The following is a 13,853-nucleotide window of genomic DNA, read 5'->3' on the forward strand; positions in this document are numbered from 1 at the left end:
ATGGACCTGGGCCCTGCGGCTCGGATCAGTGAGTTTTGGAAGCCTGGGATTTTTTCTCCTGAAGGCTGCTGTCTTTCTGAAGTGTCTCAGCGTGCATGATCGCGCCGATCTCTTTCAACTTTTCTTCGGGCATTTTGCTTTTGCATTCAGGGAAAAGTTCCCGCTCTTCTTCGCGTACGTGATGCTCGATGAGTTCCTTGAGCACGGTGACCTTGGCATCAAACGTTGAATCCTCGGCCGCCAGCTCGTCGATCTTGGCCAGCATTTCCTTCAGAACCTGATGCTCCTCTTCAGCTTCACGAACCAGTGCCGCATCCAGGCGCTCGGCGGAAGGATAGAAGTGCTTTTCTTCCAGCTCTGCGTGCAGGCGAAGTTTTTCCGCTATTTTTTCATAGATTTTTTCTTTGGTGCGGAAGGCTTTCTCACCCGCCTCTTCGTAGGCCGCGAACAGGGCATCCACCTCGCGGTGCTGGGCGATCAGAAGCTCCAGGGCATTGAGGTCCCCGACTTCGGCGGTTTCCAAAACGTTTTTGTTACTGAGTGCTCTCTGAACGCTTTCTATGGCATTTTTCGCGCTATCGATAATATCCAAGGTGTGCTCCTTTTGTTGATCCAGAAAGCAGGCGCATAAAGCCTGAGCCTGGGCTAGAGGAGCTATGCATGCGCTGTGCCATGACCTGGAGTGGCGCAGAGTCGAGTCACTTCGGCATAATGAGCGGCCAGCTTTCAGGCAGTAGAAAACCGCGCGTGACCTCGCGCCAAAGGCCTGACTGGCCCGCCGAAGCATAACCAATGGTGAGCAGCGCCCGATTCCGCGTGTGAATGGTCTGCCGACAGTATTCCCAAAAACGCGGAGGATCGAGGAGTTCAGGATCATCATGTTCCCGCGTCTGCCGGGACATCCATTCCAGGCGCGGAAGAAGCGACCATTTTTCCGCCTGTAATAAGCTCCATTCCTGTGGAGCGCGCGGAGTTATCCGCAGCCACCAGCCCAGGGGCGCGGATCGGTTGACTCCGATGGGGACAGGTGGTGCCTGGGATTCCAACCACAGATCAAGCGGGTAAAAGAGCCCGCCTTTCACAAAGGCCCTGGACACAAAGGGACGATGCCGGAGGTCCTGTGGGACAGCGCGTAAGCCATCCTCTGTTTCCAATAATCGGAGCTGCTTTTGAAAGAGCCTCTCAAGTTTCAAATCCAGGCGGTCCTGCGCCCGGGGTCCTACGAAATCGCAAAGTTCAGATCTGTCCCTCGCGGTCTGCAGATAATATTTGATAGCCAATTCAAAGTGCAAGGCCTGTCCCGTATCCCGGTCCAGACCAAGGATATCAAGCTCCCCCACGGTCCTGCCATCCCGTGTCACCGGCCTGTGACGCGAGACCGACGTCTTCTCCATTCGGCTCAACCAGAACGCAAAGAGCTGTTCAAAGTAAAAACCAAGTCGATGAGAGGGCTGGGAGGACAGCCATTCTTTGAGGGGCTCGGGATTCTGCTTGAGCCCCTGAAGCCAGGCCACAGAACGCTGCTGCATCGCGTGAAACCATGCGGCGGACACCGCACGCCCTGCAAAAGCCGGGCAGCTTTCATCAAGAAGAAGAGGGTCCATGATCAAAGCATGAAGATCCTGCCAGGGAAAGCGCGAGGGCGAGGGTTGATAATGCATGCGGCCTTCCTTGGCTAAAACGTCTGGGCCTATTCGAATTCAGTGCCGGCATGAATTCTTTCATCAGCTGGGACTTCTCGTCCGCCGCGGCTCCGGCATTGAATTCATGGGTGGATCGCACGGTGGCCTGAATTCCACCTATGTAAAATACCGAGGCGATCAGGGCACTGGCAAGCCCTGCGCCGCGTAAATTTCTTTGGTAAAGCTCGGCCGAGGCCCAGGCTGACACACCGGTCAGGTTTTGCCCTTCCTTGCAGCCTGCGTGCGAACTAAGATAGACTAATTGGAGAGAATCACTCAATCCACGACCAGTCTACGAGCGTGGTTAATCCCTATGCATCCAAAGCCTATCCTTCAGGCCCTGGTGTTTCCAGGTCTTATGATCAGCTGCGCGAGTCCGTCGGCGAATGCGGGGCGTGATCAGCTTCTGATTCGTCCTTCCCTGACAACGGCCAAAATTCGATTTGAATCAGGGCTGAAGCCGGACGTGGCCGCCCGCACAGCGGCTCAGGGTCTGCCTGTGCCGAAGCATACCATCCTCGAACCCAATACCGATTCGAAACCTGGCCTGTCGCTGGGATATCATGGCTTCAGTCTGGCGATCTCTCAATCCCAGCCCCTTTCCGAAGAAGCCATCGCGACCAAGGGAAACACCAAGGCTGTGGACTATCAATTCCATGGCGCAGTGGGTTGGCTTGGCTTTGACGTCTATTATCAGGAATACCAGGGCATGCATGATACCGAGGCTTCCGCAGCGACGGAACCGAATCCGCCCTCGGCCTACCTGCACGCCTATTACCCTGATCTGCAGTTGGCGCGCAAGGGCTTCAACCTTTTCTATATCAATGATGCCGCGAATTATAAGCACAACGCACACATGCATCAGGCGGAATATCAGGCCGCGAGCGCTGATTCGCTGCTGTTCCTAACCTCCTTTGATTATCTGAAGATTCAGAACATCCCGGGTTTCATCAGGGAACTTTATCAGGACGAAACTCTGTCATCGAGCATGGAAGCCAGCGCCATCAGCTTCATGCTGGGCTATGCCTTTATTCTGAAGAGTGATTTCGGTCCTTGGTTTGCCGCGAATGTTTTCGTGGGCCGATCCTACCAGATTCAAGGGTCGCTCGATCGACTGCCGGAAAAAAATGCGACGCCACTGTCTGCTGATAAGGCCATAGTATCGTCGAGCGTGGGCATCGACCGTAAAAGCTGGTTCTTCGGACTATCGTCCTGGGTGGATAGCCTCATTATTCCCTTGGACCGCATGGAATCCACGTTCAACACCTCGAGCTATGAGATTTTCCTGGGCTGCCGCCTCTAAAATTCCACCCGAACCTTCGGCCTTGCAGCTTCCTCAGCGGCATGTTGCTGCCATTGTGATAATCTCTAACAAAGGGAAGGTTTTCACATGGAAAGTGCTCAAGCACGGAAAGGTGATCGTCATGATAAACGGAAAGGACGTCCGTTTAGCCGTAACCGCACGGGGTCAGGAGGATGCCGCTCGCATTGTACACGTCACGCAGAGTCTTAAATTCCCGAATGTCGACGTATTTTTGAACACCAGGGATACCTACCAGGCTGCGGTCCGGCGTCAGTATCAATTGTTCATCACCTATCAGAACTTTGCGGACATGTCGGGCCTGACGATGATCCAGTCCTTGCGCGAGACGGGGAACTATGGCCTGGAACCTCATATGGTCCTGGTCGATAATCTTGATCGCCTGATCATGGTTGTGCTCGCGGAACACAATATCAAATACGTGATCCCGAAACCCTTCGACAGCTCGCATATACTGCAGAAGCTTCAGAGTCTTTTCCATGAAGAACTGACCCTTTCTGAAGAGGAAAAGGCGTTTCGGGAAGCTCATGCCGCCATGTCCAGCGGGCTGGTGGACATGGCACTTGATTTGGCCACGAAACTGGTCAAGAGTCATAAGCCGCTGGAGAAGAGTCTTCTCTTGCTCGGTGATATTTTTCTGAAACTCGGCCGGCATGATGATGCGCGCAAGGTCTATCAGAAGGCCCGCGAGCTCTTTCCTCAGTCGTATGTTCCGACTCATAAGATCGCCAAGCTGCTCATGAAAGAGAAGCGCTTTGATGAAGCCGTGCCCCTGCTTGATGAGCTGGCCCGTCTGAGCCCTTTGAATCTGGAGATTCTGGCCAATACAGGTCTATCCAACTTTGAGCTGGGGCGCTATGAGGAGGCGAAGGCGGCCATGAAAAAACTGAAAACCCTGGACCGACTGCGCAAGGACGCGAATGAGGTGCTGGCTCGGGTGGCTATGCGGGCGGGTGATTTTCGGGGGAGCCTTGCGGCTTTGCAGGATTCGCATGGCTCCAAGGAACTTTTTGAGGTTTTGCACCGTGAAGTGCAGACCATGCGCGAGCAGAAAGCCTATGTTCGCGTCATAGATTTCTATTTGAAGTTTATTGAGATGATGCAAGACCATCCTTATCTCTATGATCTTTATTATAGGCTAGGGATCGCTTATCAGGACATTTTCGATGAAATGAACGCGAAGCGTTACTTGAAGAAAGCCCTGCAGATGGAGCCTGATTATGAGCCGGCGGCTCTTGCTCTAACGAAGATGGGTTAGCATTGAGTCCAGAATCCGCGCTCGCATGCTTTCGAGCCAGAGGGCGGCATCGCGGGAGTTTTCCCTGGGTGCCCAGCCCGCGAAATCCTTGTCGGTACTGGCTATGTACGGTCCATCCTTGGCTTCCATCACAACCGTACCGCGCTCCAAAGCGATCAGGGAATGCCAATGACCGGCGGGAATATCGACCGCACAGATATCCTGGGGACTCAGGATGATGGTGTTTTCCAGATTTCCTGCGTCATCAAAAATCAGAACCGCACTTTTTCCCCGCAGAATGACAAACATTTCAACCTTGGGCGGGTCTATGTGCCGATGGGGCCTGACATAACTATCTGGTTCCAGGGCATTCAGCATGCGCTGCACCCGGTCTTCCAGCTGATGAAGATTATGATTCATGCGCAGGCGCTGGGAGGCCTGGGCTCTGGCCGACACCTGATCAAGGAGCTTTTGATCCACAATTTGAATCGGCCGTGTTTGCGCTTTGTTGTCTTCGGTCTGCTCGTTCATGATATATGGGCTCGGTCGCAAGGGTTCACAATCTTTGTTTGCCGAAGGTGAACTGCGTGACTTTGGGATTTTCGCCCTGCGCAACCTTAAAGCTCGTTCCGAACTCGGGATGCCTCTGCAAAAAGTTCATCATCGTGGACTGCACATTGCTATCGCCTCGGGCCTCCAGCTCGACCGTGCAGCGATTGTCGGCACATTCCACGGATTGAATCACAGCGGCATCGGTGATCGCCTTATCCGCGTGAAGGGTTTCAACAAGCTTCACAGCGACATCATCTTCCTGTGTGACAGGAGCTTCATCTGAAGGCTGCTCCGCGGCGAGTTCCGCTGTTTCCGGGACAGGATCCAGGCGGTCCTGATCGGTGGTGCTGGACGCGGGCTGGTTGGTATCCACTGAAGCCGGCGTATCACCTTTGGGCTGCAGGGCGAGATAACCCAGGACAATAAGGGCCAAGGCGACGGCGGCTAGAATTTTTTTATTCATAGGACAACCTCTCTGTTTCCTGGAGACTCTTCAGGAGGTATATCCCAAACCTGCCTCCGGCGCGATGGGTGTTCCCACTCCCCACATTAATGACATATCCATTCTCCCTTGAGCCCTCCTTCCCCGAAACGCTAAGATGACCCTTCATAAACTGAGTAAAGGAAACGTCCAGCGATGAAATGGCTCTGGATCACGATGCTGTGCATCCTCTCGGCATCTGTCCGGGCGGGGACTCTGCCTTCAAAAATCACCGTAGGCACGGACGATATGCGGCCCTGGGTGGATCGTGATGCGCCGGAGTTCGGTATCATCGCCCGCATCGTCAGCCGAGCTTTTGGACTGGTTCAAATCCAGCTCCATTTCGAATGGGTGCCTTGGAAACGGCTCTTTCATCCCATCCACGGCCAGGCTTTCGATGCGGTTTTCCCCATGGGATACAATGACGAGCGCGCGCGGATCTTTCTTTACAGCGACGAGCTGATCAAACTCGACCGCGTCGCCTGCCATCGTAAGGATCAGCCCTTTGTCTGGACAGCAGCCGAGGATTTTCGGGGCAAGAAAATAGCTTTCAGACGGGGCGCGCACTTCGGTCCGCTTTACACCCAGCTCCTGGAGCGGAATCTGGCGTCTTTCATTGAAGCGGACAGTGATCTGAGCATGATCAAGATGCTGCTCGCGAAACGCATTGATCTCTTCTTTTGTCAGCCACGGGAAATCAAGCAGAGCATGCAGACTTATGTCAACGCAGGACTGCTGGAGGCAGGCGAGATGAGCCAGGTCGTCACCAAGGGCAAACCCATACTCTCAGCGCCTTTGCATGTGGGCTTTCCACGCCGGACAAGCGGCGGGCAGGACAGCGTCCTCAGCATTCAGCTGCGGGATCGCTTCAATAAGGGTCTTGCAAGACTGAAAGCCGCGGAGCCGCAGCTTTTTCTGTTTGAGCAGTATTAGGATTCACGCGCTCCGCATCGCCGCCATTCCGATTTTCCGCATCAGCTGACCGTCGCTCGTCGCATGCATGATGACAAAGCCGTTCCGCTCGAAGAATGCCACGCCCGAAGGTGAAACCGCTTCCGTGAATATGCAGTTCGCTTCCGGCAGGCAGCTGAGCAGTTCGTAGGCTATGTTTTTTCTTTGATGATGAGGTAGGACGGCGATACCGAAGATGAAAAGGGTCCGGCTCTCAGGACAGTAAAGGTCGATCATGTTCGACTCTTTAAAGTCCGGATCGTCGGAAAACCCGGGGTCGATCGGCAAATAGGTGATGAAGCCGATCGCCTCATGCAGGACGAAACATTGATGGCGGACTATGAATTGCAAATCGTCTGAGCTTATACGCATATCGGAGCGAAAACACTGGGATTCAATCGAGCGAATGATTTCAATCGTCTGACTTAACTGCGGTCTTAAATGTGTCATGCTTCCAACATAAAGGAAATTAGACCCTGCTGTTCAGAACCAGCAGTATATTCCGAAGGTTTTCGGGAACGGATCGGCCCGCAGGTGCCACGGGCATTCACAGACCATTCTTTCAAAATCTTAACATGGAATGTATAAACTGAGGAAGATGACGTATGTTGAAGTTGGAGGTATCCGCAAGCGGTCCGCGTGGGCGTTATCCGAGAGACGTCGTCAGGGGGAAAACCGAATGCAAAGCGTTTTCACAATAGGGCATTCCAATCGTGAGCTGGCGGAATTTCTGGAACTTCTGAAGATTCATGGCATTGACTTGATTGTGGATGTTCGCAAAATGCCGCGCTCGCGCACCAACCCTCAATTCAATGGCCCTGAACTGGCCGAGGTTCTGCAGTCGGAAGGTAGGGCTTATGCGCATCTGGAAAGCCTTACCGGATTTCGCCGGGGAGCAAAGCTCGTGACAGAAAACGCTTGGGAAAATAAATCCTTCCAGGCCTTTGCCAGCTATATGGAAACGCCTGAATTCGCGGCTGGCCTTGAGACCCTGATGGACCTTGCCACCGAAAAAACCGTTGCCGTCATGTGCTCCGAGGCCGTCTGGTGGCGCTGTCATCGGCGTATGATAGCTGATGCCATGCTCGCCAGGGGTTGGGAGGTCCGGCACATCCTCTCGAAAAGCGCAGCCCCGCAGCACGAACTTTCGAAAATTGCCAGAGTTTACGAGGGCCGGGTGACCTATCCCCCCGTTCCAGGGGCTCCGGTTGTACGGGATAAGACCAAGGTAACCCGAGGCGCGCCCAAGAAGAAACGCCCGGATCCATCTTTGAAAGATTAACCCCCGATCAGCGCCGCGGCAAAACCTGCGGCAATGCAATGACCCCTTGGGTGATGGGAAACTTGCTGCCGACTATATACTGAAAAAGAACAAGCCCCTGGGCCTCCGCTCCGCGACTTGCGCCCAGGATGAGCCCGCCTAAATTGGCGCCTGATTGAAAGTTCCAGCGCAGCTCACCACGGGAACGCCCCACCGCAGTAACGCGCGGCGGACGGCTATAGGATCGATCCTGCGTGATGAAGTAGACATTTTTGGAATCCGCCTGCAGCACCTGGGTCGTGTTGGTTCCCGTGAAAGTCCATAGTCCGGCCCCTGTAGAAGGATTCAGAGCGGTGAAGCGATTATCCTCGACCATAAGGTAAGTCTCCCCTTCATTCCAAATCCAAAGCGATTCAGCCGTGCTGCGATGCGACCACAGGACGTCGCCGCTTTCGGGATTGAGGAAAGCAACCTGACGCGAGCTGGGCGTATTCTCCACAAGATAGACATGCTGCGCGTCGATATTCAAAAAGCCGCCGGCCGACACATACTGCCAACGCACAGCACCATTCGGATTCAAAGCCACGACTTTTTCCCGCGAATCCTGCCAGACCCGAACGTAAACGCGTTTTTCCTTATCCTGGGAAAGCGTGAAAAAACCACCGGCATCATAGGACCAGGTTTCCTGACCTGAAGCACGGTCCAAGGCCACCAAAGTCTGCGACATCCTTAAAAGCAGCTGCCGACCCGCAGCAGCAGTCGATTCCAGCGTGAAGGGTTCCCGGCCTTCGTAGATCCAAAGAGGCCGTCCCTTATCACCTTCCATGCGACGAACGTAGGAACGGCTTCCTCCTGCGGCATAGATGTAAAGTTCCCGCGACTCATCCTCGGTCGCATAAAGTCGGAACGAGGACCCGAGACCATCCGAATAACTCCATACCCAGTGCCCTGTGGCTTTATCCACACCCGCCACAGCATGAGTATGCTGCACTGTATCCTCGGCCAGGACCACGACCACACCGTTCTTTGCGTAAAGCGTGCCGGCCTGATCGCTGGCAAGACTGGAAAGCTCAATACCCTCGATGTCCCAAAGCGTTCTTCCATCCCGTTTATCAATCGCATGCAGCTGACGTTCATTGCCATCAAAAACATAAAGGTAAATGCCCTGCTCCTGATCGTTGACCACCTCAACATAAGCCTGGGGTGGAATCGAACGGCTCCACTTCAAAGCTCCGCTTCCACGATCCAAGGCCCACACCGTGCCCTGGCCCACCAGATAAAGCGCTTCGTTAGCATATGTCTTGGGGAAAAATGCGCGCACGCTTTCCGGGAACTTTCGTTCCCAACCGAGAGTCCCATCCTTCGGATTCAGCTGCGCAACGCTTTGGGGGCCCACGGAAAAATAACGTCCGAAACCATCATCCACCGCAGACTGCGGCCATATCCAGGACGGGAATGCTTCCCGGTCTTGTTTCGCTGTCAGGGTCATGTGCCCGACGTAAATCGCGGCCTTGCCCTGGGCCGATGCCCCCGAAAAGAATTGAACGCCGATTTCACGCACATCATTCAGCTGGGGAATTCCAGCGAGATTCAGATCGAGCACCGTATCATGCGCGTAATAGAATTGAGAGAAGGACGGCGCGACCGGAACGGTCACTCCCTCGTGCCATTCCCAGTTCGCACCGGTCTTCACATAGAGCCTTGCGAAAAGACCATCACCAAAATCACCCCACCAGCTGCGGGTGACGACCGCACTGATCCAGCCATAAGCGCTTAGATCCTGCGGACGGCTCAGCTTGATGCTGTAGGAAGCGCCAGGAGCCAGCTGTATATCGGCTTTCAATGAGCTGCGACCAAAGGCGCTCCACTCCGTCACCGACCAGGGCCCCCCGGTCACCGCTTCCCCCGTCCAATTCGATGGGCCATTTTCGAAGCTAGAGAAGAGATCCTGAGCAAGGCCTGGCTTTGCCATCAGGAGCAAAAAAGACAGATAAAAAATACGCAATGATTGCAGCATGGATAACCTCACGGCCCCCGTCGATCGGGGTTTTCCTGTTAACAGACCTCGTCGCGGCTGAACGCGCTGTGTTCTATCTATGCCCACGGGCCGGACAAGACAAGGCGAGGCTTTATCCATGAAGCGGAAGACGACGGGCAGGTGGGCTAGCTGGCGTCCATCGACGCCGGCGCCTCGGCCTTGGGCAGTTCAAGCACGAATTTCGTGTGCGGCGATTTCATATCCAGGTAAAGCTTTCCGTGATGGGACTCGGCTATGCCCTTGGCAATGCTGAGCCCCAGTCCTGTCCCCTCGCCGATGTCTTTGGTCGTAAAGAAGGGTTCCATGATGCGCTCGGCGACCTCGGCAGGTATGCCCTTGCCGCTATCCATGACGATCAGGCTGATCCGGTCGGCATAATCCTGCACTTCGATCTTGATCCACTTCTCACCTGCGTGAAGGATCGCATCGTGGGCGTTGTTGATGAGATGCATCAGAACCTGGGCGATCTGCATCGGCTGCACAGTCACTTCACCTTCCACATCAGGCGGCAGCTGGATTTGGATCTGGCATTTTTCCAGGCGCTGCCGACAAAGGCCCAGGGATTTATCGAGGATGTCCTTGACGCTGATGGTGGCGAACGCTTCTTTGCCGTTTTCCCGCGAATATTCGAGCAGCCCTTTGGTGATGCCCGTTATTCTTTGCACCATGATATCAAGGGTGCCGATCAGCTCTTTCAACTTGTCCTTATCCAAACCCTTTTCGATCATGACCGCGATGCGGCGCTGAATACCGTGAATCACGGCGAGCGGGTTATTGATCTCATGGGCCATCCCCGAGGCCAGCGTGCCCATGGCCACGAATTTCGCGGCTTCGATGAGTTCTGCTTTCTGCTGCGTCACGACCTTGGACAGGGCTTTGATCTCGGAATATTTCTCATTGAGATTGATCAGGCTGCGGTGCAGTTCAAGGTTTCGGCTAACCTGCTTCGCCAGGGTTTTCAAAGCCGCGATCTGCTCGGGGCTCAGGTCGCGAGGCTTCTGATCTATTATGCAGAGGGTGCCGAGGGCATGGCCAAGAGGAGTCACCAATGGAACGCCCGCATAGAATCGCACCAGCCCGGACTCGACGAAAGGATTATTGTGAAAGCGCAGATCCTTTCGGGAATCGCGGATGATGAAGATATCGCTTTGATGAATGGCATGACCGCAGAAGGACGTTTCCCGCGGCAGTTCTTTGTCCGTTATGCCCTTTTTCGACTTGAACCATTGCCGCTCGCGATCCACCAGAGTGACGAGCGCTATGGGGGCCTTGCAAATCATGGAAGCCAGTTCACTCAGTTCATCGTAGGCCGATTCGGGTTCCGTATCCAGAATCCTGTATTCCAGCAGTTCCTTTAAACGTTCCTCGTCATTGCTGGGTATGGGAGCTTTCAGCACAGATGACCTCCTCGCAAGGGACCCTTGGATGCGAAAAACCTCTTAATTTTATGTTCGTGGGCCCCAATACGTCTATAGCCAGTTTGACACTCAGCCCCAAAACTTTTTGCCCTTCGAGCAGCTTTCAGGCTGTTTTTGAGGTATTTTTGCAGAGGAGAACAGTTGGGAGGACTTTAAAATGTGCTACTCCGCCTTGGTAAAACGATGGACTGACAAAAACAGCGGATTGCCCATCATGGTGCGGGATCAGAGCGATCTTTATGAAAGAGCCTCGGCCGAGGATCCTAAGAAATTTCCGCCGCTTCGGGAGCGGATCTACCCAGGTTCCTATGGGCCTGTCGCGCATCATGGCAGCGAAGGCAAACTGCTGTCCGAGCTGATGCGCTACGGGGCCTATCCCCCTCACAATATTCCAAATCCTAAACGATATACGACATTCAATGCGCGGCGCGATAATCTGACGAGCCCTTTCTGGTCGGTCGGATTCATGAAACACCACGGCTTTGTCGTTTTGGAAGCCTTCTATGAATGGGTGGCCGTCAAGGATCTCCTGAAAGCGGGTGTTGTCACCCTGTCCCAGGTCAAAGCGGAATTCGAAAAGCAGGCCGAGGAGCGTAAAGCCCGAATCCTGGCGGCCGGTAAAAAATATAAGCCCACCCCCACCGAGCTTAAGGATCCGCGTCTGAGGCAGATCGTGATCGAGTTCAAGCCGGATGATGGCCAGCTGCTCCTGGTGCCCACCATCTTTTCGTATTCCGAGGAAGGCGAGGGTTTTGATGGCGGACGCGACGTGGGTTTCGCCATGATCACCGATGTTCCGACTCCGGAGATTGAAAATGCGGGGCATGATCGCTGCCCGGTGATTTTGGAAAAGCATGAGATCGAACAGTGGCTCGATCCACGTTCGATGAAGGCTGAGGATTTTCTGGAACTATTGAACAATCGGAAGAAGCCGATGTTCGAACACAGGCTCGCCGAAGCCGCTTAATTGCGATCCACGAGGGCTACGGGTGCATTGACGCGAAATTCAATGCTTTTCCAGAAGCGATTGAGTTTCTTTTCTTCATCCCCATACATATAGCCCATGAAGGCCACGTTGGAATTTTTCTGGTCTATGAGGCGGGCGGCCATGTACTTGCCGCCTTTGGTGCGGAAAATTCCACCGCTGGCCGCCCAGGCGTTCATCTCGGCCGCCGTGCTGCCGGCTTTATAGACTTTCATCGCCGATACGATAATGCGCTCGGCAAGATTCGGAATGTAAGAGACGGCATAAGCTGTCTGCCGCAGAGGATTCATAGGATCGGGACTGAAGGTCATCACGATCGAATCATTGCCCCCCGGCGCGGCGGCGCCCGGTGATGCTATGGAAAGTTCCTGGGCCGCGATCCTGACTTTCCCATCAGCCCGCAGAATCGAAACTCCGGCCATGAACGCTGGCCTTAAACGATTCGCGGGTCCAAGGAACTCGACCCAATCACTGCTGGACCCCGCATAGCTTAAGGTCAGCTCAGAAATATCCACGCGGAACATCGCTGCGACCGTTTCCGGCGTCAGAAGACTTTCATGGGTATGGTAAAAGCAGGCGACATCACTGGGCCTTGGTGTGCAAAGAAGAGCGGCTGTTGTTTCGATCTCATTGAGCTTCCAGCTGTGCATGATCCAATTGCGCCCCTGAAGGTCTGTGATCAGAGTCGAAAGTGAGGGCTGACCGAGCGAGGTATAGAATAGCTCTTCATCCACGATCTTGCGCGAAAGGACACGGCCGGTGGAGAGGACGCTGTTCATCAGCTCCTTGGGATTATTCAAGAGAGCATCGAGTCTCTCCCCCCGATTCCGGCTGATGAAGAACAGCGGTTTTTCGGCGATTCTTTGCAGGATGACCCGGCGCTTGGTCTTCCGGTATTTTTCCAATTCACCCTCATCACCATCCACAAGCGATAGATCCTGGTTCACAAACTTCACCTGGGTGAAGAAGGAGCCCTTGCGCGGATTGCGATAGTAATTCCGTGCCGGCCGCGAGGTCATAACCCCGTTTTTAAGCCAGGAATTTTCATAAGCGCGGGCCATTTTCAGCAAATGATCATTGGTCCCGGCCGCAAGAAGACGCAGCCAGTCCATCAGCGGCATGGGCTGGTTGGAACCGATGGAAAGGTCGCTTTTTGCGTAAAGAGGCTGCACGATCTTGTTCTGAAACCCAAGGTCCTTTTCCACATATTCGAGCCGGGTCTTCAGCTTCGTGAGTTCATTGAAAGGCGTGGCGATGTTCAGATCCTCGCCCTGGATCTTGCGCACGACAATCCCAAGGGCACGGCCGCCCGCGTCGATCAAAGGGCCACCGGAATTGCCGGGGCTGACCGGCGTCGAAAAGAAGATCTCCTTCCATTCGCCATTCCTGGGCTCGGGGGCGAGCGAGGAGATCTGGCCACCGCAGCGAAGGCTGATGCCTTGACCCAGGGCGTTGCCTGGGACGCAGACGTCATCACCGATCGCATAGGTTTTGACCACCGAGATGGGTACGACCCGTTTCGGATAGGCCTTCAGCGTGAAGCTGATGATATCGAAGCGATTGGAATAGAGCGTCACGGCATCAACCGGAAACACCTCGCCAAAGATGGTGCGCACGTAAAAGTTTTGCGTGAAGGGAAGAAAATTCGCCGGAAACACATGAGCGGCCGAGAACAGTTCCTTGTCGTTGATGAACCAGGCCGTGCCGATCGAAATGAATTTATCAGTCCGCTGCTTGAAGGGGATCTTCTGCAGGGGAATCGGCCGATTCAGTTCCGCCTGATCATCCTTGGGGCGATCGATCAGGACCTCGACCACCGAATACTGGAAGGTTTTTTTGATGGGATTCGACTGCGCATGACTCACGCTGCCAAAAGCCAAGGCCAGGGAGATGAACAGTCCGATTTTCTTCCACATGCTCGACCTCC

General features: G+C 54.4%; 14 protein-coding genes. 6 read left to right on the top strand and 8 right to left on the bottom strand.

The features are described 5' to 3' along the window. Positions 1–25: 25 nt before the first annotated feature. Together VFO10_RS05465 and VFO10_RS05470 are read right to left on the bottom strand one after the other, a co-directional pair. Complete coding sequence (locus VFO10_RS05465) at positions 26–592, bottom strand: hemerythrin domain-containing protein (RefSeq protein WP_325137860.1); 567 nt, start codon at positions 590–592, stop codon at positions 26–28. Positions 593–698: 106 nt separating this feature from the next. Further along, entirely contained in the window at positions 699–1,661 is a 963-nt protein-coding gene (locus VFO10_RS05470) for a DUF1853 family protein (RefSeq protein WP_325137861.1), read from the bottom strand. Here VFO10_RS05470 and VFO10_RS05475 point away from each other — a divergent pair. The 3 genes from VFO10_RS05475 to VFO10_RS05485 all read left to right on the top strand — a co-directional run bounded on the left by VFO10_RS05475 (position 1,660) and on the right by VFO10_RS05485 (position 4,261). Beyond that, positions 1,660–1,851, top strand: coding sequence for a hypothetical protein (locus tag VFO10_RS05475; protein ID WP_325137863.1), 192 nt, complete (start codon positions 1,660–1,662; stop codon positions 1,849–1,851). The two genes, VFO10_RS05470 and VFO10_RS05475, sit on opposite strands and share 2 nt — an antisense overlap. Before the next feature lie 144 nt (positions 1,852–1,995). Further along, on the top strand, positions 1,996–2,985 hold the full coding sequence (locus VFO10_RS05480; protein ID WP_325137865.1) for a DUF4421 family protein: 990 nt from the start codon (positions 1,996–1,998) through the stop codon (positions 2,983–2,985). A 121-nt stretch (positions 2,986–3,106) separates the two neighbouring features. Beyond that, positions 3,107–4,261, top strand: coding sequence for a tetratricopeptide repeat protein (locus tag VFO10_RS05485; protein ID WP_325137867.1), 1,155 nt, complete (start codon positions 3,107–3,109; stop codon positions 4,259–4,261). Here the strand turns inward: VFO10_RS05485 and VFO10_RS05490 are convergent. Beyond that, complete coding sequence (locus VFO10_RS05490; RefSeq protein WP_325137869.1) at positions 4,244–4,771, bottom strand: WbuC family cupin fold metalloprotein; 528 nt, start codon at positions 4,769–4,771, stop codon at positions 4,244–4,246. The two genes, VFO10_RS05485 and VFO10_RS05490, sit on opposite strands and share 18 nt — an antisense overlap. 25 nt (positions 4,772–4,796) lie before the next feature. Then, positions 4,797–5,255, bottom strand: a complete 459-nt coding sequence (locus VFO10_RS05495; RefSeq protein ID WP_325137870.1) for a hypothetical protein — start codon at positions 5,253–5,255, stop codon at positions 4,797–4,799. A gap of 174 nt (positions 5,256–5,429) precedes the next feature. Here VFO10_RS05495 and VFO10_RS05500 point away from each other — a divergent pair, with 174 nt between their 5' ends. Then, positions 5,430–6,206, top strand: a complete 777-nt coding sequence (locus VFO10_RS05500) for a transporter substrate-binding domain-containing protein (RefSeq protein WP_325137872.1) — start codon at positions 5,430–5,432, stop codon at positions 6,204–6,206. 3 nt (positions 6,207–6,209) lie between these two features. On the opposite strand, the gene VFO10_RS05505 is transcribed toward VFO10_RS05500, so the two are convergent. Beyond that, positions 6,210–6,674 (bottom strand): GNAT family N-acetyltransferase, encoded by a 465-nt coding sequence (locus tag VFO10_RS05505; RefSeq protein ID WP_325137874.1) that lies wholly within the window; start codon positions 6,672–6,674, stop codon positions 6,210–6,212. 229 nt (positions 6,675–6,903) lie between these two features. On the opposite strand from VFO10_RS05505, the gene VFO10_RS05510 reads away from it, so the two are divergent. Beyond that, positions 6,904–7,506 (top strand): DUF488 domain-containing protein, encoded by a 603-nt coding sequence (locus VFO10_RS05510; protein ID WP_325137876.1) that lies wholly within the window; start codon positions 6,904–6,906, stop codon positions 7,504–7,506. Positions 7,507–7,513: 7 nt separating this feature from the next. Here the strand turns inward: VFO10_RS05510 and VFO10_RS05515 are convergent, their stop codons facing one another. Continuing rightward, positions 7,514–9,502 (bottom strand): PQQ-binding-like beta-propeller repeat protein, encoded by a 1,989-nt coding sequence (locus VFO10_RS05515; protein ID WP_325137878.1) that lies wholly within the window; start codon positions 9,500–9,502, stop codon positions 7,514–7,516. A 146-nt stretch (positions 9,503–9,648) separates the two neighbouring features. Continuing rightward, positions 9,649–10,920: a HAMP domain-containing sensor histidine kinase gene (locus VFO10_RS05520; RefSeq protein WP_325137879.1), complete on the bottom strand. Its 1,272-nt coding sequence runs from the start codon at positions 10,918–10,920 to the stop codon at positions 9,649–9,651. 178 nt (positions 10,921–11,098) lie between these two features. Here VFO10_RS05520 and VFO10_RS05525 point away from each other — a divergent pair, with 178 nt between their 5' ends. Beyond that, the gene (locus tag VFO10_RS05525) at positions 11,099–11,908 is read left to right on the top strand and encodes an SOS response-associated peptidase family protein (protein ID WP_325137881.1); all 810 of its coding nucleotides are present in this window, start codon (positions 11,099–11,101) and stop codon (positions 11,906–11,908) included. Here the strand turns inward: VFO10_RS05525 and VFO10_RS05530 are convergent. Next, positions 11,905–13,842, bottom strand: coding sequence for a serine protease (locus tag VFO10_RS05530; RefSeq protein ID WP_325137883.1), 1,938 nt, complete (start codon positions 13,840–13,842; stop codon positions 11,905–11,907). The two genes, VFO10_RS05525 and VFO10_RS05530, sit on opposite strands and share 4 nt — an antisense overlap. Between the last annotated feature and the right edge of the window lie 11 nt (positions 13,843–13,853).

Source organism: Oligoflexus sp. (assembly GCF_035712445.1).
In the GTDB taxonomy this organism is placed as follows: Bacteria; Bdellovibrionota_B; Oligoflexia; order Oligoflexales; family Oligoflexaceae; genus Oligoflexus.